At 52.6% G+C, this 25,438-nt stretch carries 21 protein-coding genes; 14 read left to right on the top strand and 7 right to left on the bottom strand.

The window, feature by feature from the left end:
* Nucleotides 1–92: 92 nt before the first annotated feature.
* From topA to ACT3RQ_RS08220, 5 genes are all read left to right on the top strand, one after another.
* Nucleotides 93–2,720 (top strand): type I DNA topoisomerase, encoded by a 2,628-nt coding sequence (gene topA, locus ACT3RQ_RS08240; RefSeq protein WP_444621861.1) that lies wholly within the window; start codon nucleotides 93–95, stop codon nucleotides 2,718–2,720.
* Nucleotides 2,717–3,175 (top strand): DUF6586 family protein, encoded by a 459-nt coding sequence (locus ACT3RQ_RS08235; RefSeq protein WP_444621862.1) that lies wholly within the window; start codon nucleotides 2,717–2,719, stop codon nucleotides 3,173–3,175. Before topA ends, ACT3RQ_RS08235 begins: the two co-directional genes overlap by 4 nt.
* Before the next feature lie 91 nt (nucleotides 3,176–3,266).
* Nucleotides 3,267–3,731: a 2-hydroxyacyl-CoA dehydratase gene (locus tag ACT3RQ_RS08230; protein ID WP_444621863.1), complete on the top strand. Its 465-nt coding sequence runs from the start codon at nucleotides 3,267–3,269 to the stop codon at nucleotides 3,729–3,731.
* Nucleotides 3,732–3,889: 158 nt separating this feature from the next.
* Entirely contained in the window at nucleotides 3,890–4,519 is a 630-nt protein-coding gene (locus tag ACT3RQ_RS08225) for a L,D-transpeptidase family protein (protein WP_444621864.1), read from the top strand.
* Between the two features lie 209 nt (nucleotides 4,520–4,728).
* Nucleotides 4,729–4,992, top strand: a complete 264-nt coding sequence (locus ACT3RQ_RS08220) for an Lpp/OprI family alanine-zipper lipoprotein (RefSeq protein ID WP_087107516.1) — start codon at nucleotides 4,729–4,731, stop codon at nucleotides 4,990–4,992.
* Between the two features lie 100 nt (nucleotides 4,993–5,092).
* On the opposite strand, the gene ACT3RQ_RS08215 is transcribed toward ACT3RQ_RS08220, so the two are convergent.
* Nucleotides 5,093–6,214, bottom strand: a complete 1,122-nt coding sequence (locus ACT3RQ_RS08215) for a L,D-transpeptidase family protein (RefSeq protein ID WP_444621866.1) — start codon at nucleotides 6,212–6,214, stop codon at nucleotides 5,093–5,095.
* Between the two features lie 82 nt (nucleotides 6,215–6,296).
* The gene (gene mfd / locus ACT3RQ_RS08210; RefSeq protein ID WP_444621867.1) at nucleotides 6,297–9,746 is read right to left on the bottom strand and encodes a transcription-repair coupling factor; all 3,450 of its coding nucleotides are present in this window, start codon (nucleotides 9,744–9,746) and stop codon (nucleotides 6,297–6,299) included.
* 239 nt (nucleotides 9,747–9,985) lie between these two features.
* Between mfd and ACT3RQ_RS08205 the strand changes: the two genes are divergently transcribed.
* From ACT3RQ_RS08205 to sthA, 9 genes are all read left to right on the top strand, one after another.
* Nucleotides 9,986–11,446, top strand: coding sequence for a glyceraldehyde-3-phosphate dehydrogenase (locus ACT3RQ_RS08205; protein WP_444621868.1), 1,461 nt, complete (start codon nucleotides 9,986–9,988; stop codon nucleotides 11,444–11,446).
* Between the two features lie 311 nt (nucleotides 11,447–11,757).
* Complete coding sequence (locus tag ACT3RQ_RS08200; protein WP_444621869.1) at nucleotides 11,758–13,107, top strand: Na(+)-translocating NADH-quinone reductase subunit A; 1,350 nt, start codon at nucleotides 11,758–11,760, stop codon at nucleotides 13,105–13,107.
* Between the two features lie 2 nt (nucleotides 13,108–13,109).
* Nucleotides 13,110–14,333 carry an NADH:ubiquinone reductase (Na(+)-transporting) subunit B gene (locus ACT3RQ_RS08195; protein WP_193053120.1) on the top strand — a complete coding sequence of 408 codons (1,224 nt, stop codon included), beginning with the start codon at nucleotides 13,110–13,112 and terminating at the stop codon, nucleotides 14,331–14,333.
* Nucleotides 14,333–15,154, top strand: a complete 822-nt coding sequence (locus tag ACT3RQ_RS08190) for a Na(+)-translocating NADH-quinone reductase subunit C (protein WP_441679454.1) — start codon at nucleotides 14,333–14,335, stop codon at nucleotides 15,152–15,154. The genes ACT3RQ_RS08195 and ACT3RQ_RS08190 overlap by 1 nt, the downstream gene beginning before the upstream one ends.
* 2 nt (nucleotides 15,155–15,156) lie before the next feature.
* Nucleotides 15,157–15,825: an NADH:ubiquinone reductase (Na(+)-transporting) subunit D gene (locus ACT3RQ_RS08185; protein ID WP_087107502.1), complete on the top strand. Its 669-nt coding sequence runs from the start codon at nucleotides 15,157–15,159 to the stop codon at nucleotides 15,823–15,825.
* A 1-nt stretch (nucleotide 15,826) separates the two neighbouring features.
* The gene (gene nqrE / locus ACT3RQ_RS08180; RefSeq protein ID WP_087107500.1) at nucleotides 15,827–16,444 is read left to right on the top strand and encodes an NADH:ubiquinone reductase (Na(+)-transporting) subunit E; all 618 of its coding nucleotides are present in this window, start codon (nucleotides 15,827–15,829) and stop codon (nucleotides 16,442–16,444) included.
* Nucleotides 16,445–16,515: 71 nt separating this feature from the next.
* Nucleotides 16,516–17,748: an NADH:ubiquinone reductase (Na(+)-transporting) subunit F gene (gene nqrF / locus ACT3RQ_RS08175; RefSeq protein ID WP_193053118.1), complete on the top strand. Its 1,233-nt coding sequence runs from the start codon at nucleotides 16,516–16,518 to the stop codon at nucleotides 17,746–17,748.
* Nucleotides 17,749–18,015: 267 nt separating this feature from the next.
* Complete coding sequence (gene nqrM, locus ACT3RQ_RS08170) at nucleotides 18,016–18,270, top strand: (Na+)-NQR maturation NqrM (protein ID WP_087107496.1); 255 nt, start codon at nucleotides 18,016–18,018, stop codon at nucleotides 18,268–18,270.
* A 96-nt stretch (nucleotides 18,271–18,366) separates the two neighbouring features.
* A complete protein-coding gene (gene sthA, locus ACT3RQ_RS08165) occupies nucleotides 18,367–19,758 on the top strand; it encodes a Si-specific NAD(P)(+) transhydrogenase (RefSeq protein WP_172118387.1) in 1,392 nt (463 codons plus the stop codon).
* Nucleotides 19,759–19,848: 90 nt separating this feature from the next.
* Here sthA and ACT3RQ_RS08160 read toward each other — a convergent pair whose 3' ends face one another.
* From ACT3RQ_RS08160 to leuS, 5 genes are all read right to left on the bottom strand, one after another.
* Nucleotides 19,849–20,778, bottom strand: a complete 930-nt coding sequence (locus ACT3RQ_RS08160) for a PA2778 family cysteine peptidase (RefSeq protein WP_444621870.1) — start codon at nucleotides 20,776–20,778, stop codon at nucleotides 19,849–19,851.
* A 10-nt stretch (nucleotides 20,779–20,788) separates the two neighbouring features.
* Nucleotides 20,789–21,193 carry a PA2779 family protein gene (locus tag ACT3RQ_RS08155; protein WP_087107490.1) on the bottom strand — a complete coding sequence of 135 codons (405 nt, stop codon included), beginning with the start codon at nucleotides 21,191–21,193 and terminating at the stop codon, nucleotides 20,789–20,791.
* A gap of 103 nt (nucleotides 21,194–21,296) precedes the next feature.
* Nucleotides 21,297–22,364: a DNA polymerase III subunit delta gene (holA, locus tag ACT3RQ_RS08150; RefSeq protein WP_172118388.1), complete on the bottom strand. Its 1,068-nt coding sequence runs from the start codon at nucleotides 22,362–22,364 to the stop codon at nucleotides 21,297–21,299.
* A complete protein-coding gene (locus ACT3RQ_RS08145) occupies nucleotides 22,361–22,855 on the bottom strand; it encodes an LPS-assembly lipoprotein LptE (RefSeq protein WP_444621871.1) in 495 nt (164 codons plus the stop codon). Before ACT3RQ_RS08145 ends, holA begins: the two co-directional genes overlap by 4 nt.
* Nucleotides 22,852–25,437, bottom strand: a complete 2,586-nt coding sequence (leuS, locus tag ACT3RQ_RS08140) for a leucine--tRNA ligase (RefSeq protein ID WP_172118390.1) — start codon at nucleotides 25,435–25,437, stop codon at nucleotides 22,852–22,854. The genes ACT3RQ_RS08145 and leuS overlap by 4 nt, the downstream gene beginning before the upstream one ends.
* Nucleotide 25,438 lies beyond the last annotated feature (1 nt).

Genomic DNA, 25,438 nt, shown 5'->3' with positions numbered 1-25,438 from the left:
CGGCGAGTGAAATAACGCCGCAAACTCAAAACCATGCGGTACCGTATTCAGAGCGCGGGCTCTCGGCCCAAGCAATAGAAAAGTGGAGCACTATGGGCAAGTCACTGGTCATCGTCGAGTCGCCAGCGAAAGCGAAGACGATTAATAAGTATCTCGGCAACGATTTCATCGTCAAGTCGAGCGTGGGTCACATTCGTGACCTGCCGACCAGCGGCTCGGGCAAGGCTGCTTCCGACCCCAAGGAGCGCGCTCGCCAAGCCGCGGCAACACGTAAAATGTCTGCGGAAGAGAAGGCAGAGTATAAAAAGCGCAAGAGCCACGATCAGTTAATTCGGCGTATGGGTATTGATCCCAACAACGGCTGGGAAGCCCAGTATGAAGTGCTGCCGGGCAAAGAAAAGGTAGTGGCTGAGTTAAAGAAGCTTGCTGAAAAGGCAGACGCCGTTTACCTGGCAACGGATTTGGACCGCGAAGGGGAAGCCATTGCTTGGCACTTGCGGGAAACCATTGGTGGAGACGACAGCCGTTACAAGCGTGTGGTCTTTAACGAAATTACTAAAAATGCGATTCAGGATGCGTTTAAAGCCCCTGGTGCGCTCAATATTCCTCGTGTAGAAGCTCAGCAGGCGCGGCGGTTCCTGGACCGCGTGGTGGGCTTTATGCTGTCGCCGCTGCTGTGGGCCAAAGTGGCCCGTGGCCTCTCCGCTGGCCGCGTTCAATCTGTCGCAGTGCGCCTTATTGTTGAGCGCGAGCGGGATATTCGCGCGTTTATCCCTGAAGAGTTTTGGGATGTGCACGCGGATTTAGTCTCACCAGACGGCGAACTGGTACGCTTTGCGCTCGCCAAGCAGGATGGCAAGGCGTTCAAGCCAACGTCTGAGCAAGACACGATGTCGCGTATTGCGGCGTTGCGTAATGCAAAGCTTGCGATTACCTCGCGCGAAGATAAGCCGACCAGCTCCAAACCAACGGCGCCGTTTATTACCTCTACGCTGCAGCAGGCGGCCAGTGGGCGCCTGGGCTTCTCGGTCAAGAAAACCATGACCATGGCCCAGCGGTTGTATGAAGCGGGCTACATTACCTATATGCGTACCGACTCCACCAACCTCTCGAAAGATGCGGTTGAAAGTGCGCGTGAGTTTATTGGCAGCGAGTACGGCGAGCGCTACCTGCCCGAGGCGCCCAATCGCTATAGCAGCAAAGAGAGTGCTCAGGAAGCTCACGAAGCGATTCGCCCATCCAGCGTTGAGCGCAAGGCAACCGATTTAGTGGGTATGGAACGCGATGCTGAGCGTTTGTATGAGTTGATCTGGCGTCAGTTCGTCGCCTGCCAGATGACGCCGGCCGAATATCTGTCGAGCACATTGAGCGTTGAAGTGGATGGCTACGACCTACGCGCTAAAGGACGTGTTCTGAAGTTTGACGGCTATACGCGGGTCATGAAGCCGAGCGGTAAAAATGAAGACCAGACGCTGCCCGATTTGCCCAAAGGCACGCCGATGGCGATGGAAACACTGGACCCTCAGCAGCACTTCACCAAGCCCCCGGCGCGTTATACCGAGGCAAGCCTGGTTAAAGAGCTTGAAAAACAAGGGATTGGCCGTCCTTCTACCTATGCGTCGATAATTTCGACGATCCAGGATCGCGGCTACGTGCAGCTGGAAAATCGGCGTTTTTATGCCGAGAAGCTGGGGGATATCGTTACCGAGCGCCTGAAAGAGTCGTTTCCTGACTTGATGGACTTCTCTTTTACCGCACGTATGGAAGATAGCCTGGATGAGGTCGCTGAAGGCGAACGCAACTGGCGAGCGCTACTCGATGCCTTCTATGGTGAATTTCGTGAAGAGCTTGCCAAGGCAGAAAGCGATGACGGGATGCGCCCCAACCAGCCCGTGCCAACCGATATTGACTGCCCCTCGTGTGGCCGCAAGATGCAGATTCGTACTGCATCTACCGGCGTGTTTTTAGGTTGTAGTGGTTATAACCTGCCGCCCAAAGAGCGCTGCAAAACCACGATCGATTTGATCCCGGGTGAGGAAGCAGTAGCGGCGGATGCCGGTGAAGAGGCCGAAACCAACGCCTTGCGTGCCAAACATCGGTGCGATAAGTGCGGCACGGCAATGGATAACTACCTGATTGATGAAACCCGCAAGCTGCATATCTGCGGTAATAGCCCTGACTGTGATGGTTATGAGATAGAGCAGGGCAAGTTCAAGATCAAAGGCTACGATGGCCCGGTTATCGAATGCGATAAGTGCGGTTCACAAATGCAGCTTAAGTCCGGCCGCTTTGGCAAGTACTTTGGCTGTACCAATGGCGAGTGTAAAAACACTCGTAAGCTTTTGAAAAGTGGTGAAGTGGCGCCGCCCAAGATGGACCCGATTCCGATGCCGGAACTTGCCTGTCAGAAAGTGGATGACCACTACGTATTGCGCGATGGGGCAAGCGGCCTGTTTTTAGCGGCCAGTAAATTCCCCAAAAATCGTGAAACGCGTCCGCCTTTGGTGAAGGAGCTGAAAGCTCATGCTGACGAGCTGCCTGAGAAGTATCACTTCATTCTCAAAGCGCCCAGCGAAGACCCGGACGGCCGCCCAACTCAAATTCGTTTTTCGCGTAAAAGCAAAGAGCAGTACGTGATGACCGATGAAGAAGGCAAAGCCACGGGGTGGAAAGCAACGTTTGATGCAGGCAAATGGCACGTAGAGGACAAGCGTAAATGAGCGACCGCTCCCGTACTAATCAACTGCTCTATCAGGCCGAGCTGCTGGTAAGTATGCCTGTTGGTGAGGATGAGTATGCGGTCGCTCGTCAAATGGCGCTCGAAGAGAGCGCCTTGGCCCTGTTTGAACTGGCGTTATGTTCGCTGCTGAAAGAAGTCACTGAACATGCTCGTCTGGAAAACCATGCCTGGCGTGAGTTATTAGCCCTTGATGGTCCGCCCATGGCAGAGCTTCAGCGGCTGCGTGATGTGAGGCGCGAACCGGGTAGTTGGCTAAACTGGCTGGCGTTCAAATTAGAGCAGTTGCACAGCAGCGACGGGGCTGCACGACGCACCGTCAATCCCGCCATGATCGCCATGGGGAGTCAGAAACGCCTGGGAGAGCAATTGCTTGATTACATAAGCGATGCCAAGCAGGAAATAGCCGCCCTAAGGGAGACAAGCCAGGAGTGGTAAGCTGCCACATGACGAATCTATCCTGACCGGCTACGCTCATAAAGCAGCATACTGTTGCCGAGATGATAGAACGACTGAAAAGGAGACACGGATGCGCTACAACCAGGTCAAGGACTTAGTCGTATGGGCGGAAGGTTTTCACCAGCGTATGGCTCGTCAGTACAGCGAGGCGGCCGATAGGACAGATAATGAGCGTTTGACCATGGTGCTGACTTATCTAGCCAGCCGAGAGCTTCGAATGCAGCAGGGGCTTGATGACTTGTTTCACGACGGTTCTGATCATAGAGATGTGTTGGAGACCTGGTTTGATGAGTCAAGTGAGTTTCCTCAGCCGCCTGAGCTTGAGCGCCTTACGGAAAAGTCTGAATGGAATTCAGTCGATGAAATAGCGCGCATGGCTGTTGAGTCCAATCGAAAGCTTCAAGAGCTCTATGAGCATCGCGCTTCCAGAGCCGCTATACCGCCAGAAGCAGAGTTTTTTAATGCGCTGGCAGAGGGGCACGAAGCAGAAATTCGTAAGCTGGTCAGCAGTATGCAAAAGTTTGACGATATTTAGCGCTGCGTTGAATAGCGTTTCATTGGCAGGGCTTGGTGTGTCCACATGGTTAAATTGTTCTCAAAATCGCTGACAGACGCGGTGTATATAAGGTATAACACCTTCAAGAAATGCTTAGTTGGCCAGTGCTGAGCTAACCTGTTTTTGAGAGCTAACCTATGCCTTTAAACCGTCGCCGCTTTTTAGCGCTGGCGCTTGGCTGGCCAGTAGTGGCCAGCGCTGCTACGTCAAATGCTACGCTAAACTCACAGCCGATAGACCTGGTTGAGACGTTACTGTCTCGGGCTCATTTGCCCCGCTACAGCAACGAAGTATGGTTATTGATAAATGATCAAGAATCTACACTTAGCGTGTATCGTGGCGATACGCTGGTTGAGCTTTTTAGCCCGGTTTCGCTGGGTCGCTCAGGTGCAAAAACGCAGCGGGTAATGGGGGATAACGTTACGCCGCTGGGCGAATTTCGTATTAATCGTTTTAATTACGAAAGTCGATGGCATATCTTTATTGGTATCGATTATCCTACGCTGGCCCATGCGCGGATGGCGTTAGAAAATGGCATATACTCGCAACGCGATTATGAAGCCTATTTCGACTATTACCGCCGTTATGGCCATCCTCCGCAAAATACGGCGCTGGGTGGAGCCATTGGTGTTCATGGTATCGGCAGTGCAGACCCTGATGTTCATAGCCGTTACCACTGGACTCAAGGGTGCGTGGCGGTAACAAATGAGCAAATTGAGCGAGTTGTGCAGCTTGTTGATATTGGCACTCGCGTCGTGATCGGCTAGTCTTATGTTGTTGAAGGAAGTAAGAGGTTTTCTACAAGTGGCTATAGACAAGCGTTGTGGTCTATTATAAAACAGCGTTTGACTAGCGTGCTCATGCACAAGTCACTGAAAAGAACCTGCACCGCAGGTAGACAAAGCGCAGCTAAGCAATTAGCCTAGGTTTGTCATACCCTTAACGTTGTACCCAAGGAAGACTCAAGGAGAACATTATGACTTTGAAAACGACTCTGAAAATGACCGCCGCTGCCGCTTCTCTGGCAATCCTGGCTGGCTGTGCTTCTACCAGCGCTCTGGAAGAAGTTCGCATGACTGCTGAATCTGCACAGGCTGATGCCGCAGAAGCACGCAGCATGGCTTCACAAGCTCTGAACACTGCAAACCAGGCACAGCGTGACGCGAATGCTGCACTGCAGATGACTGAGCAAAACCGTGAAGAAATGAACCGCATGTTCCAGCGCTCCATGCAGAAGTAATTCTGCTTGGACCACTGGGTTGATGTTTGACTCAGCGGTTGCTGAAGATGTAAAAAAACCCCGCCTCGGCGGGGTTTTTTTATTGCTTGTCTATTTTAGGTTAAGCATCTCCTTCAGCCGCTCGTAGGTGGCTAAGTTCTATCTCCTCCAGCAGGCTGTTACGGCTGGCAGGCTCCTCTTCTACGGTTGGCTGTGCCTGAGGACCATAAAGAGCTACAAAACGGCCGTCAGGTGATTCTACGGCGCTTTTTACTTTGGCATAGTCGACAGCTACCTGGTCCTCCGTTAGCGCATCAACGCGATCAATGGCATCCAGGAGCGGTTCAAAGTCACCCACGTTCTCTTCAAGCTGCGGGTAGGACTGCACGAATAGCGTGCCATCCGCTGCCCAGCCAGCTTTAAAAGGCGCATCCATCAGGTTTACTTGGGTGCCGCTTGGCAGGCGCTCGTAGAGTGACTTAATGTCTTCAGGGTACATGCGAATGCAACCGCGGCTGGCGCGCATGCCAACGCCATCAGGGCGGTTGGTGCCATGAATCAAGTAGCTCGGCATGGCAAGCAGGATGGCATGCTCGCCCAAAGGGTTGTTCGGCCCTGCAGGCACTACGGAGGGTGCTGGCTCGCCGCGAGCGGCCGCTTCACGACGCATGGAGGCAGGAGGGGCCCACGCCGGGTCTTTTACTTTAATGGTCGTGCGTGTAATGCCAACGGGGGTTGCAAACTCTTCACGGCCCACACTCACCGGATACGTTTCAACGATGCCCGGGTTGTCGGCAGGGTAGTAATACAGGCGTAGCTCGGAAAGGTTAACAACAACCCCTTCACGTGGTGCAGGCGGTAAAATATATTGGGCGGGAATAACGATTTCCGTTCCTTCGCCAGGCACCCACATGCTGACGCCGGGGTTGGCCATGCGAATTTCTTCGTAGCCGATATTATGACGACGAGCGATATCAATGAGAGTCTCAGCGGGGTCGTCAACCGTGATGGTATACGACTCACCGATAATGTCGCCTTGGTCTGGGAGTCGGAAATGCCCGCGGGGGAGTTCACGCGTGTCGGCAACCTGCTCAGCGCTTGCCACGGATTCATCGGCGATCGCAGGTGTGTTTTCCGCTTGTTCAGATGCGGTTTGCGCATAAGCAGGGCCAGTAAGGGAGGCTGCCAACAACACTGCCAGGCTAGTAGGACCCCAAAGGTTGAATTTGTGACGAATGTTCATGATCTTTCCTAATAAGTTAGTGCACTGCTAGTACGCGTAAACGGGCAAACAATGGTTGCTTGCCGTCAGTTTGCCCCAAGGTTCACGCCGCCGCTACTTTTTGATTAAGGGTCGTTATAAGTGCTTCAACTTGCTCGAAACGCTGATCACTGTTTTCCATGGTAAATTCAAACCGCAAGGTGTCTGAACCATCCAGGCGATAGTGCTTGGGCGATGTTTGGATCAACGTAACCAGGGTGAGTGGGTCGACCTTCGTTGTGCCATCAAACAGCACCCGGCCACGGCTTTCGCCTGCTTCAATACGGCTAATACCCAGCTGCTCTGCGCGTTGGCGTAGCTTTGTTTGACGTATCAGGTTCTTCAACGGCTGTGGCAGGAGGCCGAAGCGGTCAATGAGCTCGACCTGTAGTTCTTTAAGCTCACTATCGCTTTGTGTATTGGCAATGCGCTTATACATAACAAGCCGCTGCTGTACATCATGAATATAGTCATCTGGAATCAGTGCTGGCAGGTTCAGGCTAATTTCTACGCCAGTATTGAAGGGCGCCTCAATATTAGGTGTTTTGCCAGCACGGATTGCTTTAACTGCTCGATCCAGCATTTCCATATAAAGAGTATAGCCAATAGTTTCCATTTGGCCGCTTTGTTCATCTCCTAGTAGTTCACCTGCGCCACGAATTTCCATGTCGTGGCTTGCCAGAGTAAACCCAGCGCCAAGGTCATCAGAGGCGCTTATAGCCTCAAGGCGTTTAACCGCATCGCGCGTGATGGCCTTGGGGGGAGGCGTAAGCAGGTAAGCATAGGCCTGGTGGTGGCTGCGGCCTACGCGCCCTCGTAGTTGGTGCAGCTGCGCCAGGCCAAACTTATCGGCTCGTTCTATGAGAATGGTATTGGCGCTGGGTACGTCAATGCCGGTTTCAATGATCGTTGAACATACCAAGACATTAAAACGGCGATGGTAAAAGTCCGACATTACGCGTTCAAGGCTGCGTTCAGGGAGCTGGCCATGCGCCACGGCTACGCGAGCTTCTGGCACCAGCTCGCGGATCTGTTGAGCCGCGTTTTCAATCGTCTTTACTTCGTTGTGAAGGAAGTAGACCTGGCCGCCGCGAAGTATTTCACGTAGTAGGGCTTCTTTGATAATGCTGTTATCACGCTGCTGTACAAATGTTTTAACTGACAGGCGGCGAGCGGGCGGTGTCGCAATAATAGAAAGATCCCGAATGCCGCTCATCGCCATATTGAGTGTACGCGGGATGGGGGTGGCAGTGAGGGTTAGGATATCAATCTCTGCACGCAGGGTTTTGAGCTTTTCTTTCTGCGCGACGCCAAAGCGGTGCTCTTCGTCGATAATTAGCAGACCCATTTGAGGTAGCTCAACACTTTTGGAGAGCAGCTTATGGGTGCCAATCACGATATCGGTTTGACCGTTTTTGATACTTTCGAGCGTCTGGGTCATCTCTTTGCCCGCCGTAAAGCGCGAGATCAAACGGATGTTGACGGCCGTATCGGCAAAGCGGTCACGGAAGTTTTCAAAGTGCTGGCGGGCGAGCAGTGTGGTCGGCACGAGAACGACGACCTGGCGACCTGACTGCACGGCCAGAAACGCGGCACGCATGGCCACTTCGGTTTTGCCAAACCCAACATCACCACATACCACGCGGTCCATGGGCTGCGGAGAAACCATGTCCTCAATGACGGCTTCAATGGCCGCTTGTTGATCAGGTGTTTCTTCAAACGGAAAGCTGGCGGAAAAGCGCACGTACTCATCGTTTGGCGCTTCATAGACAACCCCTTGCTGGGCTTCTCGTCTTGCGTAAACATCCAGCAATTCAGCGGCAGTATCGCGAATCTTTTCGGCCGCTTTACGGCGCGCCTTTTCCCACTGATCAGAACCCAGCTTATGCAGCGGTGCCAGCTCATCATCAGCGCCGCTGTAGCGTGAAATAAGGTGAAGGCTGTCAACGGGTACATAAAGCTTGGCGCCATCGGCGTAAGAGAGGGCTAAAAATTCGTTGGCTTGCCCGCCGGCCGCGAGGGTTTCTAGCCCCAGGTAACGTCCTACCCCATGCGCCTGATGAACAACGGGTGCCCCTTCGCGTAGTTCCGAAAGGTGGCGAACCGCCAATTCATTATCATCTGTGACTTTTTCACGCCGTCGACTTTGGCGAACGACTTCGCCGAACAGTTCCGTTTCGCTAATAATGGCAAGGCTAGGGTCAGTAAGCCATAAGCCGCTATCTACCAGGCTTTCCGTGATCGCGAAGGGGTGTTGGCTTTTAAGAAATGACTGAAAGCTATCAACATAAGGCAGTGACAGGGTGAGCGGTGCAAGCACTTCCTCTAATGCTTCGCGACGCCCGCGTGACTCAGCGACAAACAGGACCCGCGTATCAGGTTCGTTATTTAAAAAACCTTCCAATTCGCTCAGCGGCTGTTTGGCGCGTGCATTGATGGCCAGCGGCGGAAGCGCTTTTGCTTCCGGCATTAAGGCATGGCGATGCGCTTCGTCTTCAGTGAGTTCAATGCGAGGGCGTGATTTGATCGCTGAAAAGACATCGTTAACCGGGAAAAATGCCCGGCCAGGCGGCAGTAGTGGGCGGGTAGGGTCAACGCCCAGGTTGATGTAGCGTGCCTCAATGGATTGCCAGTGTTGTTCGGCGGCCTGAAAAACGCCGGGTAGCAGTGCCACCCGCGTATCATCGGTTACGTGATCAAATAAAGACGCCGTTTCGTCAAAAAATAGCGGCAAATAGTGCTCGAGCCCAGGCGAGGGGATGGCTTTAAGAGCGTCGTTATAGAGCGGGCACTGGCGAGGGTCGACATCGAACAGGGTTTCAAATTGCTCGCGAAAGCAGGCGATTGCGCTGCGGCTAAGCGAGTACTCATGGGCAGGAAGTAGTTCCAACGTGTCTATCTTGCCCGTGGAGCGTTGACTGCCAGGGTCGAAATGACGAAGTGTGTCGATCTCATCATCAAATAAGTCGATACGAATTGGCTCATCCATTCCCATCGCAAAAAGATCGATTAGTGCGCCGCGTATGGCGTATTCGCCAGGCTCGTACACGGTTTCAACGGCGCGATATCCTGCCCGGGTAAGCGACTCCCTAAAGGTATCCCGATTAAGCTTGGCGCCCGCGTTCAGCGTCATCACGCGTCCCGCGATATACGAGACGGGGGGAAGGCGCTGCATTAATGTATTAATAGGCACCAATACAATGCCGCGTACACCGTCTTGTAGCTGGCGTAATGTGCGCAAGCGTGCTGAGACGATATCCTGATGCGGAGAAAAACTGTCGTAGGGGAGGGTTTCCCAATCAGGGAATGGCAGTACAGGGACATCGCTGTAGAACGCAAGGTCTTGTTCCAAGCGTTGAGCGCTGGCCGTGTTGGGGGTAATTACCAGCAGCGGAGCGCTAGAAGCTACCTGGGCTAACGCCAGTGCAGACGCACTACCCGGGGGCGCGGTCCAGAAAAGCGTGTCGCGGGCCCCGTGTGGCTGAGGCGGTTCGAGCAGAGAGAATGAGGGCATAGTCAGGTCATTTTGCGCTGAAACGGATATTGGATCATACACGATCGCCTCTTTCAGTTAGAGGGCCAAAACATTACTGTTACTGTGAGAGCCTATTTTGTGTTTGTAGTCAAACCTCTATTTCTGTAATACCCCTACAACGTGTGCGACCATCCTTCCATTGCGAGTAGCTAATAAGGCCGGGATAATGCGCCTGAAACCTTTTATCACTACCTTATCATTACCCAATGAGGCCGCATGTGAGTCAGCAAGCTCTCGAAAACGTTTTTGAGGAATGGCAGAACAACCAGGCTCTGGCCGAACAGATGATCCCGCTTGTTGGGCGCCTTTATCGGCATAACAATGTTGTGGCTACCATGTTTGGGCGCTCACTGATCAATCAGTCCGTTATTCGTATCCTGAAAGATCATCGGTTTGTGCGCAAAATTGAAGGGACAGAATTGTCGGTTGAGGACACCTTCCCCATCGTTGAAGCGATGAGCGCGCTTAATCTGGGGCCTGCTCATGTTGATGTGGGTAAGCTGGCGGTCATGCTTAAAAAGCAGGGCGGTGGTGATGTAAACGCATTCTTGCATAACGAACTGCAGGATATTATTGGCGGTTATCAGCCGGGAGCCAGTAAAGGCGAGCCGCAGGATGTTGTGCTTTACGGTTTTGGGCGCATTGGTCGTCTGTTGGCGCGCGTACTGGTTGAAAAAGCCGGTGGCGGAAACCTGTTGCGTTTGCGCGCGATTGTGGTGCGTGGGCGTGGCGATGTGGGTAAAGACCTTGAGAAGCGTGCCAGCTTACTGCGTCGTGACTCGGTGCATGGCCCGTTTGAAGGCACTATTTCTGTTGATGCCGAAGCGCGTACGCTTACTGTAAATGGCAATGTGGTTCAGGTTATTTACGCTGACTCACCCAGCGAAATCGATTACACCACTTATGGCATCAAAAACGCGGTCATTGTTGATAATACCGGTATTTGGCGCGATGAGGCTGGCTTGGGTCAGCACTTGGAGTGTAAAGGCGTGGCCAAGGCGCTACTAACGGCGCCAGGTAAGGGCGATATTAAAAATATCGTTTACGGTGTTAACCACGCGACCATTGGTGAGAATGACCGTATTGTATCGGCGGCTTCCTGTACCACCAATGCCATTGTGCCCGTTCTAAAGGTGCTCAATGATCAGTACGGGGTCGCCACCGGTCATGTGGAAACTGTTCATGCTTACACTAACGACCAGAACCTGATTGATAACTATCATAAGGGTGATCGTCGTGGCCGCAGTGCGGCGCTTAACATGGTGTTAACCGAAACGGGTGCAGCCAAAGCCGCAGCAAAAGCGCTACCTGAATTGGAAGGCAAGCTAACGGGCAATGCGATTCGCGTGCCGACGCCGAACGTTTCGATGGCCATTTTGAATCTGACGTTAGATAAGCCAACCGATGCTGCCGCGCTGAATGACTATTTGCGCCGTATGTCCATTGATTCGTCTTATCAGAAGCAGATTGATTACGTGGACTCTGCTGAAGTGGTTTCATCGGACTTCGTTGGCAACCGCCATGCTGGCATCGTGGACGCAAAAGCAACGATTGCTAACGGTAATCACGTGGTTGTGTACGTGTGGTACGACAATGAGTTTGGTTACAGCTGCCAGGTTATTCGTATCCTGCAGCAAATGTCGAACGTACAGTTTTTAAAACTGCCACGCCACGCATAGTGCCTCTATGCCGGTGAATTAGCTGCGGAATAGCTTTTTCCATCGCGTCTGGATTGCTTAACGCCACCTTCGGGTGGCGTTTTTAATTGTAAAATCAAGTGTCATGGATGGCATGTAACACTTTATGTGGGCATCAGGGATGTGGTCATTGTCCGCGCTTATCTTTATAATGTTGTAGATTTTTCGGGGTGGTTCAAGCGTGCTTGGGCCTGACTGGTAACGATCTGACAGAAAACAACAATTCACTGAACAGAAAATAAGCATTCGAACCCCTTACCTTCGTATATCCGATCCATCAACTGGGCGAGACTATGATCGAAGTCAAAAAAGGCCTGGATCTCCCCATCACGGGAGCGCCCGAGCAGCGTATTGAAGATGCGCAGCCTGTGCGTTACGTGGCAATCCTGGGCACTGACTACGTTGGCATGAAGCCAACCATGGAAGTTCAGGAAGGGGATAAGGTCAAACTGGGCCAGCTGCTCTTTACCGATAAAAAAATTGAGGGTGTCCGTTTTACGGCACCTGCAAGCGGTGAAGTAGTATCCATTAACCGTGGCGAAAAGCGTCGCCTGCTATCTGTCGTTATTAAAGTTGACGAGAATGAAGAAGCGATGGCATTTGCTTCTCATGATCGCGCTTCTTTAGCGCAGCTTGACCGACAGTTGGTCGTTGACCAGCTCGTTGAGTCGGGGCTTTGGACAGCGTTACGCACACGTCCTTTCTCTCGCACGCCAGCTATTGATAGCATTCCTGCTGATATCTTTGTAACGGCCGTGGATACCCACCCGTTAAGCGCTGATCCAGCAATTGTCATCAATGAAGAAACCCAGGCATTTGAAGACGGCCTCAAGGTGCTAACACGCCTGACCGAGGGCAACGTTTTTCTGTGCACGGGGGCTGATGCCAATATCCCTGGCGGGGATATTGACGGTGTGAAAACCGAAAGTTTTGCCGGTCCGCATCCTGCGGGTCTGGTCGGTACGCATATCCATTATCTTTCGCCAGTCGCGCTGCACAAACAAGTCTGGCATATCGGTTATCAGGATGTGATCGCGTTTGGTAAGCTCTTTGCCGAAGGCAAACTGCATACAACTCGTGTTGTCGCTGTTGGCGGCCCACGCGCTGAAAAACCTCGTCTTCTGCGGACCCGCTTGGGAGCAAGTACCCAAGAGTTTTTAGCAGATGAAGTCATCAAACCCGATGACACCCGAGTAATTTCCGGTTCGGTTTTTTCGGGTTTCTCGGCGGAAGGTCACCTGACCTACCTGGGGCGTTTCAGCAACCAGATTAGCTTGCTTGAAGAGGGCAACAAGCGTGCCTTGTTAGGCTGGCTTTCTCTTGGGGCCGATCGTCACTCGATTCTGGGTATTTACCTCTCGCGTATTAAAGGCCTGCGTAACTACGCGCCTACCACGTCGACCAATGGCTCTGAACGTGCCATGGTGCCGATTGGTACTTACGAGACGGTAATGCCGCTGGATATCATGCCGACTCAGCTGCTGCGCTCGCTGATCGTGGGCGACATTGAAGTTGCCATGCAACTTGGGTGTCTGGAGCTAGACGAAGAGGATCTGGCGCTGTGCACATACGTTTGCCCCGGCAAATATGAGTATGGCCCTATCCTGCGTGACAACCTCGCCATGATCGAGAAAGAGGCCTAATAATGGGTATTCGACAAACACTCGATAATCTCGAGCCGCATTTCCATAAAGGCGGTAAGTACGAAAAGTTCTACCCGCTTTATGAAGCCGTAGATACGATTTTCTACTCACCCCCAAGCGTTGCCAAAACAACGTCGTTCGTGCGCGATGGTATCGACCTGAAGCGCATTATGATCACCGTTTGGCTGTGTACTTTCCCGGCAATGTTCTTTGGTATGTGGAACGCGGGTTGGCAAGCCAACGTGGCTATTGATGCAGGCTATGCCTCCATGGGTGGCTGGCGTGAAGCGATCCTGATGACCTTGGCTGGCGGGCATGATGCGGGTAGCTTGTGGTCCAACTTTGTTCTTGGCGCCACGTACTTCCTGCCTATCTACCTGGTCACTTTTGCCATTGGTGGTTTCTGGGAAGTACTGTTTGCGATCAAGCGTGGCCATGAAGTTAATGAAGGTTTCTTCGTTACTTCGGTGCTCTTTGCGCTGATTCTTCCGGCAACTATTCCGCTTTGGCAGGTAGCGCTGGGTATCACCTTTGGTGTCGTGATCGGTAAGGAAATTTTTGGCGGTACGGGCAAAAACTTCCTGAACCCGGCGCTTACTGGTCGTGCCTTCCTCTACTTCGCCTATCCTGCGCAAATTTCCGGCGATGCCATTTGGGTGCCCGCTGATGGTTATACGGGTGCAACGGTACTTTCGATGGCGTTCCAGGACGGCATGGGTGCAGTCACTAATGCGTTTAGCTGGTGGGATGCCTTCATTGGCTTTATTCCAGGCTCAGTAGGTGAGGTGTCGACGCTTGCGATCCTTGTCGGCGCATTGGTGCTGCTCTACACGCGTATTGCCTCGTGGCGAATAATGCTTGGCGTGTTCCTTGGAATGGTAGCCACCAGTACGTTGTTTAATCTGATTGGCTCCGATACCAACCCCATGTTTGCCATGCCGTGGTATTGGCACTTCGTGATAGGTGGGTTTGCATTCGGTATGGTCTTTATGGCTACTGACCCCGTCTCTGCTTCCATGACGACCCAGGGCCGTTTGATATTTGGTGCGCTCATTGGTGTACTGACGGTACTGATTCGCGTGGTTAACCCTGCCTTCCCCGAAGGCATCATGTTGGCAATTCTCTTTGCTAACCTGTTTGCACCATTGATTGACCACTTCTTCGTCCAGGCCAATATAAAACGCCGTATCAAGCGTACTGGCGTTCCGGCCGAGGAGACTGCCTAATGGCACAAGGTAATAACTCAATCAAGAAGATCCTGATTGTCGCGTTTTCATTGTGTATCGTGTGTTCGGTAATCGTTTCGACGGCCGCCGTGGCACTACGTCCTGCGCAGCAGCTCAATCAGGAATTAGATCGTAAAACCAACATCCTTAACGTGGCGCGTTTATACGAGCCGGGAATGGATGTAGAGGAAGCGTTCCGGACCCAAATTACAGCGCGTGTGGTTGAGCTTGAAACCGGTGAGTATACCGATGAGTTTGACCCCGAAACGTTTGATGGGTTTGAAGCATCACGTGATCCGGCAACCGGCCGCACGCTGTCCGGAGACCGCGATATCGCCGGGCTTTCTCGGGTTGAAAATTACGCGACTGTTTATTTGGTCGGTAATGCAGACGACCCAGACCAAATCGTATTGCCGATTCGTGGGCAAGGCCTGTGGGGCCGGATGATGGGCTTTTTGTCGATCGAAGGTGACGGTAATACTATCATCAGTATTACCTACTATGACCACAGTGAAACGCCGGGTTTGGGTGCTGAAGTGAACAACCCGCGTTGGCAAGCGCAGTGGGAAGGCAAAGAAATTTACGCTGAAGAAGGTTCTCTTTCGCCAGCCATCCACTTAACCAAAGGCGGCGCGAGTAACGAAAATGAAGTTGACGCGTTATCCGGTGCTACCCTCACCAGTAATGGTGTGACCAATATGCTGCAATTTTGGTTAAGCGAAGAAGGGTTTGGTCCGTACCTTGCGACATTCCGCAGTGGTGCTGATCCGGAAGATGCCGACAACACCGATACCGACTTCGAAGACGGTGAGGGGGCTTAATCATGGCGGACGTAAATGCAAAAAGCGTTTTAATAGCGCCTATTTTTCAGAACAACCCCATTGCACTTCAGATATTGGGGATCTGTTCTGCGCTGGCAGTAACGACCAGCATGAGCGTGTCGTTGGTAATGGCGTTAGCTGTTATTTTCGTAACATCGCTCTCAAGCTTTTTCGTATCATTGATTCGGAATCATATTCCTTCTTCGATCCGTATTATTGTGCAGATGACGATTATTGCTTCATTGGTAATCGTGGTTGACCAGATCCTCAAAGCCTATGCTTATGAAATGTCCAAGCAGCTGTCGGTATTTGTGGGTCTGATCATCACCAACTGCATTGTAATGGGTCGTGCGGAAGGCTTTGCCATGTCCAACACTCCCGGCATGTCTTTCCTGGACGGCATCGGGAATGGCTTGGGCTATGGGTTCGTGTTGCTGGTGGTTGGCTTCTTCCGTGAGCTGTTGGGTGCGGGTAGTGTGTTCGGTTTTACTATCCTGCCTACCGTTCAAGATGGTGGCTGGTATGTGCCTAACGGCCTGCTGCTGTTGCCTCCGTCCGCTTTCTTTATTATCGGCCTGATGATTTGGGTTATGCGCTCAATCGATCCAGGGCAGGTAGAAGAGACTGAGTTCAAGATGAAGGAAAACTCCAAGCCACAGGAGGCTGTGTAAAATGGAACACTATTTAAGCCTTTTCGTCGCTTCGGTTTTTGTTGAAAACCTGGCCTTGGCATTCTTTCTGGGGATGTGTACTTTTCTCGCGGTCTCCAAGAAGGTTTCCTCCGCGTTTGGCCTGGGCATTGCGGTTATTGTCGTCCTGACTATTTCAGTGCCTGTTAATAACCTGGTATTCAACCTTCTGCTTGCGCAAGGTGCACTTTCCTGGACCGGTATTAGCGGTGCTGAGAACATTGATCTCTCATTCCTTGGGTTATTGAGCTATATCGGCGTCATTGCAGCACTAGTGCAAATCCTTGAAATGTTCTTGGATAAGTACGTGCCTGCACTGTATAACGCGCTTGGCGTATTCCTGCCGCTTATTACCGTCAACTGTGCCATCCTGGGTGGCGTGCTGTTCATGGTTGAGCGTAACTACAACTTCGGTGAATCCCTCGTTTATGGTTTTGGATCCGGTGTTGGTTGGGCGTTGGCTATTACGGCCTTGGCAGGTATCCGTGAAAGGCTGAAATACAGCGATGTGCCTGGTGGCTTGCAAGGGCTGGGTATTACTTTCATCACCGTAGGTCTGATGTCGTTGGGCTTTATGTCCTTCTCGGGCATTCAGCTCTAAACGGAGCCGGTTTTTCCCGGCGGCGTTCTGCGCTGCCGGGTTACAGGAAACCTCAGCAATAGGAAACCGACATGGTTGATACATCTGTCATCTTGCTCGGTGTTGTCATGTTCACGATCATCGTTATTAGCTTAACGGCGATCATTCTGGCAGCGCGCAGCAAGCTTGTGAGTAGCGGGGACGTGACGATTGAAGTTAATCACGACCCTGAGCACACCTTGACGACTCAGGCCGGTGGTAAGCTTTTAAACACCTTGGCGGCAAATGGTATTTTCCTCTCCTCGGCATGTGGTGGCGGTGGTTCTTGCGCCCAATGTAAATGCCGTGTGGAAGAGGGTGGTGGTTCCATTCTGCCGACTGAAGAGTCGCATTTCACCATGCGTGAAAAGAAAGAGGGCTGGCGGCTCTCTTGCCAGGTGCCCGTTAAGCAAGACATGAAGATCGAAGTACCTGAGGAAGTGTTCGGCGTTAAAAAGTGGGAAACCGAAGTTATCGCTAACCCTAACGTCGCGACCTTCATCAAGGAACTGAACCTAAAACTGCCTGAAGGCGAAGAAGTTGCCTTCCGCGCAGGTGGTTATGTTCAGCTGGTTGCACCGCCTTACGATATTAAATTCTCCGATTTTGATATCGAGGAAGAGTATCGCGGCGATTGGGACAAGTTTGGAATTTTCAAGGTTGCCCATAAGAGCAATGAGGAAGTGATTCGCGCCTACTCTATGGCGAACTACCCGGAAGAGAAGGGTATCCTCAAGTTCAACATTCGTATTGCTACACCGCCCCCAGGCAGCAGTCATCCGCCGGGCCTAATGTCTACCTACGTCTTCAACTTGAAACCTGGTGACAAGGTGACCGTAATGGGTCCGTTTGGTGAGTTCTTCGCCAAGGATACCGACGCCGAAATGATCTTTATCGGTGGTGGTGCGGGTATGGCGCCGATGCGTAGCCATATCTTCGATCAGCTTAAGCGTCTTAAGTCTAAGCGTAAAATGTCTTTCTGGTACGGTGCTCGCTCTTGGCGTGAAACCTTCTACAACGAAGAGTACGATCAGTTGGCAGAAGAGTTCCCGAATTTTGAATGGCATCTGGCGCTTTCTGATCCGCAGCCTGAAGATAATTGGGAAGGGCCGACGGGCTTTATCCATAATGTACTGTATGAAAACTATCTGAAGGACCATCCGGCGCCTGAGGATTGTGAATACTACATGTGTGGGCCGCCCATGATGAATGCTTCCGTGATTAAGTTGCTGCTTGATCTCGGGGTTGAGCCTGAAAATATCATGCTGGATGACTTCGGCGGGTAAGCGCTCAGGTAATCGAAAGTAGCCTTCGGGCACATTTGGGGCTGGCCGTAAGGTTGGCCCCATTTGTTTTGAATAGACTCAAGCCTACGCTACCTTCGCTAATAGGTGCTGAGCGGTGAATAAGTGCTTGGCAGTTATAAGTACATGGCAGCTAATAAGTATGTGTCAGCTAAGGTACAATTAAGGTATAGCGAGTATCTGGAAGGCACTAATTGCCTAAGCTGTTGTCGGTAGGTGGTGCATCCATAGCAATGCAGGGAGGTTAACATGGCGATTTGGCTACTGGTATTTGGCTTTATGGCGTTGATAATGTGCGCAATGGCGGTTGGCGTTTTAATGGGTCGTAAGCCTATCGCAGGTTCATGTGGCGGTTTAAACCAGATTGGTATGAAAGACGGCTGCGATATTTGTGGCGGTAAAGATGACGTATGTGAAGAGGAGAACCGCAAGCGAGGAAATGTGCGTCGCCGCAGTGATGAAAGCCGCGGAGCGGACTTGGGCTACGACGCTACACGGCGCTAGCACAATCCGTAACCGTATCGGAAAGAGAAAGAGTGCAGGGCGCAGCCGAGAGATCAGCTGCGCCTTATTATTGGGGAACGAGGAGACGCAGAGAGTATGGCGGTTCACAATTACGATGTCGTGGTTATTGGTACAGGCCCTGCAGGTGAAAGCGCGGCTATTAACGCCGCCAAGCACGGTAAGCGTGTAGCGATTATCGAAAAGCAGGCACAGGTAGGCGGTAACTGTACCCATTGGGGCACTATTCCCTCCAAAGCGTTGCGCCACCAGGTTAAGCAAATCATGGCGTTTAACACCAACCGAATGTTTCGCGATATTGGTGAGCCGCGCTGGTTTTCTTTCCCTAAAGTGATGGAGCGTTCGCGCGGCACGATTGATAAACAGGTAGAAATGCGTACTACCTTTTATGCCCGCAATCGAATCGACTTGTTTCATGGTATTGCGCGCTTTAAAGATGCGCATACCGTGGTTGTGCGCGACCAGCATGAAGGAATGGAAGAGCTGGTCGCCAAAAAAATTGTGATTGCTACCGGCTCACGGCCCTATCGGCCCGCGGACATCAACTTCCGCCACCCACGTATCTACTGCTCTGACACTATTCTAAGCCTTTCTCATACACCGCGTACGTTAGTGATTTTTGGTGCAGGCGTTATCGGCTGTGAATATGCGTCAATTTTCTCAGGATTAGGCCTCAAGGTAGATCTCATCAACAACCGTGACAGCCTGCTTTCATTTCTTGATGATGAAATCAGTGATGCGCTCTCTTACCACCTGCGTAAACATGGCGTATTGATCCGTCATAACGAGGAATACGCGAGTGTAGAAGGCGATGAGTCTGGCGTTGTCGTACATCTTAAGTCGGGCAAGAAGATCCGCGCTGATGCGTTCTTATGGGCCAATGGTCGCACGGGCAATACCGATAGCCTGGGGCTTGAGAATATTGGATTAGAAGCCAATGGGCGCGGCCAGCTCAGCGTTGATGAACACTACCGTACGACAATTCCGCATATTTATGCCGCCGGTGACGTGATCGGTTGGCCAAGCCTTGCCAGTGCCGCGTATGACCAGGGGCTAAACCTTTGCAACGAGCTGCTCGATAAAGAGTATCGCTTCGTCAACGATGTACCTACCGGCATTTACACTATTCCTGAAATTAGTTCGTTTGGACCTAACGAGCGCGAGTTGACTGAAGCCAAAGTGCCCTATGAAGTCGGAAAAGCGTTCTTTAAAGATACCGCGCGTGCGCAAATAACCGGCGATGTCGTGGGTATGCTGAAGATTCTCTTCCATCAGGATACGTTGGAAATCCTGGGGATCCACTGTTTTGGTGACCAGGCCTCCGAGATTCTACATATCGGCCAGGCCATTATGCAGCAGCCGGGCGAAGCCAATACGCTTAAGTACTTTGTGAACACAACCTTTAACTATCCAACGATGGCAGAAGCGTACCGAGTGGCAGCACAAAATGGCTTGAACAGAGTGTTTTAACGCGTTTTGGGTAGTGTAAAGCGCAGGTGTAGTGTCATACATCGCTGTGTGAAAGGGGCCACCAGAAATTGCGTGGCCCCTTTTGCATACTTAATATTCATCCAGTAACTGCTGCGCGCGTGCCTGCCAACTGCCGTCTATTGATGCTGCCTGCATCAAGGCGTTGCGTGCTTCGTCGGGCTTATCCTGTTGCAGCAGCAAAATACCCAGGTTGAGCCAAGCGGCCCCCATGTGTGCATCGTGCTGGGTCGCTGCATCAAAGGCTGTCATCGCTTCCTTGGGCTGGCTGTCGGCGTACAGCGCGTTGCCCAGCGCAAACTGCGCCAGTGGGTCAGTTGGGTAGCGGTTAACCAGAGCTTGCCAACTGCTTAGAGCTTCTTTGGGGCCGTGAGCTTCTTCGTAAGCGCTAATAGCCTCCAGTGCATTGCGGGCACTAATGCCTTCCGGCAGAGTGCCGGGGTTGGCCACAATAAATCCCCAGCGACCACTGCGCGCCCAGGTCGCACCAAAGCGGCTAAACGACAACGTATGTCGCTCACGTTCACCACTGCGCAGGATGAGCGTTTCATCAGGCAAATCAAATCCGATAGCCACCGCGTAGTGCCACATGGGATAAATAGGCAGTGACAGGTTCTGCATCACCACGACTGGGTCGCCGTTAGCCAAATGATTTAACAGTGCATCCATGGTACCGCGAATGGGGTAGGCAAGCTGTTGGTGGCGGCGAACGGTGGACAGCATTTCAGGTTGAACGCTACCGTCACGCCCTGGCAAGAATACTTGCGGAATCAGCTGGTCAACGCCCACCTCAACGCCTTGGTAGTTCAACACCATGGCAAGCGTTGCCGGGCCACACTGGTACTCGCTTTGGGCAAAAAACGGCACGGCACGATTTTCTACCTGAGGGGTCAAGGCTTCGTAGGTGCTGTCGAGTAAAATGGGGCTGCGGGCACAGGCAGAAAGCAGTAGGGCGAGCATAAAAACGCCCGCAAAGCGGGCGTAGGGTAACAATGTTTTCATAGTGACTGGCTTAGCGGGTAAACGGATAAACGTCGGTTAAACCGAGAATATCAGTAATCAGCAAAATGATGAAAACGGCAAACAGGGCACCGATAACACCGCCGCCTGCACCGGCAGGCAACTGATCAAGCTGCTGAGCCATTTGCTGTGCTTCGGCATCGCTCAGAGCGGCAACGCGGGCGTCTACCTCATCAAGATCCACACCCTGCTTTAGCAGTTGGTCCTGTACATCGGCACGGGCCAGAATTTCGTTTATCCGCTCACGGTCAGCGCCGACACGATCACCTGCTAAAACAGACTGAGTTGAAACTAAATCCATGGATTGGGGGGCGGCAGGCGCAGCAGCGACGGGCAGGCTGGTGATCACTAGCGCCGCGATCAAGAGGGTAGAGAGGTAAGCGCGCAATGTTTTCATCGTCTTCTTCCTTAGAGACTGGTCAGGGGTGTCGAGCATTGTGCTGCTCTAATCACTAGTATAGGAATAAAGAGGACAGGCTTTAAGTCTATTGTCCAATATGCTAATTATTTGCACTAATGCGATAGGTCCAGGCTGTTTCAGCAAGAATACCTTTTCCGCCTGCCATGGTCATCGCCAAGTCATGAAGGCCTGGCCATAAGGGCACGTTAGCGGCCCCTTTAACGGCTAAGTCCAGCCGTTGGGCCATCAAAAGCAGCTTGTGCAAACGCTTCATGGGAAGACGCTTTATGGCCTTTTGATAAGCGGGGCGGCGCTTGTCAAAAATCATTGGCTTTTGGGTTTTGCAGGCGTGCTCAAAACTTTGGCCTTGATCCAGGTGCTGATGCAAAGAGAGTAGCGTGCGCAACTCACGGCTTAATGCCCATAGCACAATGGGTGCTTCGACCCCTTCACTACGCAGCCCCTGCACTATGCGTGAGGCACGGCTAACCTCACCTTTTAAGCAGGCATCCGCCAGGTTGAACACATCAAAGCGCGAGCTATCCTCTACGCCCTGGGCGATGCTCTCAACGTTTAAGCGGGTACCTTGCGGATGAATCAGCGAGAGTTTTTGAAGCTCCTGATCAGCGGCCAGCAGGTTACCCTCAGTGCGTTCACCCAGTAGGCGCGCAGCCTCAAGGTCAATCTGCAAGCCATGCATTGATGCTCGATCACGTAGCCAGTAGCCCAGGCGAGCATTATCTACGGGCCATACGGGGACAAACAGGCCGTGCTTATCAAGGGCTTTAAACCAGGCACTTTTCTGCTGTTTGCCATCCAGCTTACCCATGCTGAGTAGCAGTAGGTCGTCGCTGTTTGCGATGGTTTCAGCGTACTGCGCTAGTGCTTTGCTGCCTTCCTGGCCCAGTTTATGGGTGCCCAAGCGAACTTCCATCAACTTGCTGGTTGCAAATAATGAAAGGTTGCTGGCGGCCTCCAGTAAGCGGCCCCAGGCAAAGTTGGCATCTACGTCCAGTACTTCGCGCTCTTCAATACCGGCCTGGCGTGCGGCGGCACGTACCGCATCACAGGCATCGCGGTGCTGGAGCGGCTCATCGCCCGCTACGATGACGACCTTAGGCAGCGCTTTACTTAAGGCACCCGGCAATTGGTCGGCAAAAACCTTCACTCAACACCCTTAATGTTAACCAAGCGCTCCACAATACGTTGTGCTAGCTCCCGGGTAAGCGATCGCTCTGCTTCGTTGAACAAGGTTTCACGATTGAGCAAATCATCATCGTTAACACGGATGGTTCTGCTGACAGATACGTTACTGCTGTTAAGCGCATAGGCATTGGTCTGACGCTGCTGTACCGAGAGCGTTGTGCTCAGCACCAGCTCGTGTTCACGGCTGGCGCGACTATCGCTACCAATACGTCGCTCCAGTAAGGAAGGGGTGCCTAACGTGACGCGCCAAGGCGCGTCAGGTCTAATCTCGGTTCCTAACTGTGTCAGGCGTGCACGTAGTTGCTGGGCCGTGGTGCTATTAATGTCTCCTTCCAGCGTCAGTGCGGGCAGGCTGGGCATAGCGCTATGGCCGCGCAGATGAAAGCCACAACCGCTGAGTAGCACCGCCGCTGAAGCGGCGATGCTGGTTGTCAAAAATGTGCGTCGATTCATCCGCTTACCACAATGTTTACCAGCTTGCCTGGCACGACGATCACTTTACGGACCGTTTTGTCTTCCAGGTGGCGCTGGACGTTTTCGTTTTCCATCGCCAGTTTCTCGATGGCTGCTTTATCTGCACTAGCCGGTGCTTCCAGGCGTGCACGCAACTTACCGTTTACTTGCACGACAAGTTCAATGCTATCGCGAGTAAGCGCTGCTTCATCAAGCACTGGCCACTGCACTTCAATAGCGGGTTCTGCATGCCCCAGGTTCTGCCACAACTGATGGCACACGTGCGGAGTGATTGGGGAAAGCAGCAAGATACATGCTTCCAGCGTTTCACGGCTTACCGCTAAACCAAGCTCAGAGGTGTCATCAAACTTGCCAAGCGCGTTGGAAAGCTCCATGACTGCCGCGATAGCGGTATTAAAGGTGGTGCGGCGGCCAATATCGTCGCTGGCTTTCTTGATGGTTTCATGCGTTTTCCGACGCAGTGCTTTTTGGTCATCATTAAGCGCATCAACCTTCAGCTCACCCGGTGTGCCGGCTTCAAGATGCTCGCTCACCTGGCGCCAAATGCGCTTGATGAAGCGGTGCGCACCTTCAACACCTGAGTCAGACCATTCCAGCGACTGCTCGGGCGGGGCTGCAAACATCATGAACAAGCGGACAGTATCAGCACCGAACTTGTCGATCATCGACTGCGGATCAACGCCGTTATTTTTCGATTTGGACATTTTTTCGATGCCGCCCATCTCAACCGGCTGGCCATCACTTATCAGGATAGCGCTTAGCGGACGGCCTTTCTCATCACGCTGAACGTCGACATCGTCCGGGTTGAACCACTGTTTACCGCCGTTATCGGTATGGCGATAGTAGGTTTCCGCGATGACCATGCCTTGGGTAAGCAACTGCTGGAAGGGCTCATCAGAATCCACCAGGCCAAAGTCGCGCATCAGCTTATGGAAGAAACGTGCGTATAGCAGGTGCAAAATGGCGTGCTCGATACCGCCGATATAAAGATCAACCGGTAACCAGTAGTTGGCGCGATCATCCAGCATGGCGTCATGGTTATCGGCGCAGCAGAAGCGCGCAAAGTACCAAGAGGATTCCATAAAGGTGTCAAACGTATCGGTTTCACGTACCCAGCCATCGCCCAGGTCGGAAAACTCAGGCATTTTCTTGAGCGGTGAGCCGGAGGCGTCAACCGTCACTTCCATGGGCAGTGATACCGGGAGCTCTTCATCGGTCAGCGGAACGGTCTGGCCTTCCGGGCCGTATTTAACCGGAATAGGCGCCCCCCAATACCGCTGGCGGGCAACCCCCCAATCGCGCAGGCGATAGTTGGTTTTAACCTCGCCACGGCCCATTTCGGCAAGTTTTGCGGCAATCGCGTCAAAGGCCTGCTCAAACTCCAAGCCATCGAACTCACCGGAGTTGATCAGCGCGCCATGCTCAATATACGCGGCTTCGGAAAGGTCGGGCGTATTGCCGTTTTCATCGGCAATAACAGGTTTAATATCGACACCGTACTTGGTGGCGAACTCCCAGTCGCGCTGGTCGTGGGCAGGTACTGCCATGACAGCGCCGGTGCCGAACTCCATAAGTACAAAGTTGGCCACAAACACCGGGACTTTAGCGCCGCTAAGCGGGTGAATGGCGACATGACCGGTGGCCATGCCAAGTTTCTCTTTAGTGGCCATTTCAGCTTCTGAGGTGCCGCCTTTGGCGCACTCTTCACAGAAGGCTGCCAGCTCTGTGTTTTGTTCTGCCGCCTGTTTGGCAAGTGGGTGGCCAGCGGCTACCGCGACGTAGGTAACCCCTGACAGCGTATCCGGGCGAGTGGTGTAAACGGCTAGTGGTTCAGCCGCGCTACCGTCTGCCGCTTCGATATCAAACGTCAGCTCAACACCACGCGATTTACCAATCCAGTTGCGCTGCATGGTTTTGACCTGCTCAGGCCATTCTACTTTGTCCAGGTCGGTCAAAAGCTCATCGGCGTAGTCGGTGATCTTCAAGAACCACAGCGGAATTTCCTTACGCTCAACCAGCGCACCTGAGCGCCAGCCGCGGCCGTCAATGACCTGCTCATTGGCAAGTACGGTCTGGTCAACCGGGTCCCAGTTCACTGTGGACATCTTCTTGTAAACCAGGCCTTTCTCGACCAATTTGGTAAAGAACCACTGCTCCCAGCGATAGTAGCTGGTATCGCAGGTGGCGAATTCGCGGCTCCAGTCGTAGGCAAAGCCTAGCGCCTTCAACTGGTTGCGCATGTAATCAATGTTTTGGTACGTCCATTCCGCAGGCGGCACCTGGTTTTGGATCGCTGCGTTTTCCGCAGGCATGCCAAACGCGTCCCAGCCCATGGGCTGCATCACATTTTTACCCTGCATGCGCTGGAAACGTGAAACGACGTCACCGATAGTATAGTTACGCACATGGCCCATATGCAGCTTGCCGCTGGGGTAGGGGAACATGGATAGGCAGTAAAACTTCTCGCGGTTCGCGTCTTCTACTGCTTTGAAGCACTGATGTTTGTCCCAGTACTGCTGGGCGTCACGTTCAATTTCACGAGGGCTATAGTGTGCGTCCATC

This window comes from Halomonas sp. AOP43-D1-4, assembly GCF_052446175.1.
GTDB classification, from domain to species: Bacteria; Pseudomonadota; Gammaproteobacteria; order Pseudomonadales; family Halomonadaceae; genus Vreelandella; species Vreelandella citrativorans.
Note: the sequence above shows the minus strand (reverse complement) of the source record. Positions and strands in the feature narration are given on the sequence as shown.

Coding starts and splice junctions, on each gene's coding strand:
- sthA (WP_172118387.1), top strand. CDS start 18,367: ATGGCGGTTCACAATTACGATGTCGTGGTTATTGGTACAGGCCCTGCA.
- nqrF (WP_193053118.1), top strand. CDS start 16,516: ATGGTTGATACATCTGTCATCTTGCTCGGTGTTGTCATGTTCACGATC.
- ACT3RQ_RS08230 (WP_444621863.1), top strand. CDS start 3,267: ATGCGCTACAACCAGGTCAAGGACTTAGTCGTATGGGCGGAAGGTTTT.
- mfd (WP_444621867.1), bottom strand. CDS start 9,746: ATGCCCTCATTCTCTCTGCTCGAACCGCCTCAGCCACACGGGGCCCGC.
- nqrM (WP_087107496.1), top strand. CDS start 18,016: ATGGCGATTTGGCTACTGGTATTTGGCTTTATGGCGTTGATAATGTGC.
- ACT3RQ_RS08215 (WP_444621866.1), bottom strand. CDS start 6,214: ATGAACATTCGTCACAAATTCAACCTTTGGGGTCCTACTAGCCTGGCA.
- ACT3RQ_RS08145 (WP_444621871.1), bottom strand. CDS start 22,855: ATGAATCGACGCACATTTTTGACAACCAGCATCGCCGCTTCAGCGGCG.
- leuS (WP_172118390.1), bottom strand. CDS start 25,437: ATGGACGCACACTATAGCCCTCGTGAAATTGAACGTGACGCCCAGCAG.
- ACT3RQ_RS08160 (WP_444621870.1), bottom strand. CDS start 20,778: ATGAAAACATTGTTACCCTACGCCCGCTTTGCGGGCGTTTTTATGCTC.
- nqrE (WP_087107500.1), top strand. CDS start 15,827: ATGGAACACTATTTAAGCCTTTTCGTCGCTTCGGTTTTTGTTGAAAAC.
- ACT3RQ_RS08220 (WP_087107516.1), top strand. CDS start 4,729: ATGACTTTGAAAACGACTCTGAAAATGACCGCCGCTGCCGCTTCTCTG.
- ACT3RQ_RS08155 (WP_087107490.1), bottom strand. CDS start 21,193: ATGAAAACATTGCGCGCTTACCTCTCTACCCTCTTGATCGCGGCGCTA.
- ACT3RQ_RS08225 (WP_444621864.1), top strand. CDS start 3,890: ATGCCTTTAAACCGTCGCCGCTTTTTAGCGCTGGCGCTTGGCTGGCCA.
- ACT3RQ_RS08190 (WP_441679454.1), top strand. CDS start 14,333: ATGGCACAAGGTAATAACTCAATCAAGAAGATCCTGATTGTCGCGTTT.
- ACT3RQ_RS08195 (WP_193053120.1), top strand. CDS start 13,110: ATGGGTATTCGACAAACACTCGATAATCTCGAGCCGCATTTCCATAAA.
- ACT3RQ_RS08185 (WP_087107502.1), top strand. CDS start 15,157: ATGGCGGACGTAAATGCAAAAAGCGTTTTAATAGCGCCTATTTTTCAG.
- ACT3RQ_RS08235 (WP_444621862.1), top strand. CDS start 2,717: ATGAGCGACCGCTCCCGTACTAATCAACTGCTCTATCAGGCCGAGCTG.
- topA (WP_444621861.1), top strand. CDS start 93: ATGGGCAAGTCACTGGTCATCGTCGAGTCGCCAGCGAAAGCGAAGACG.
- ACT3RQ_RS08200 (WP_444621869.1), top strand. CDS start 11,758: ATGATCGAAGTCAAAAAAGGCCTGGATCTCCCCATCACGGGAGCGCCC.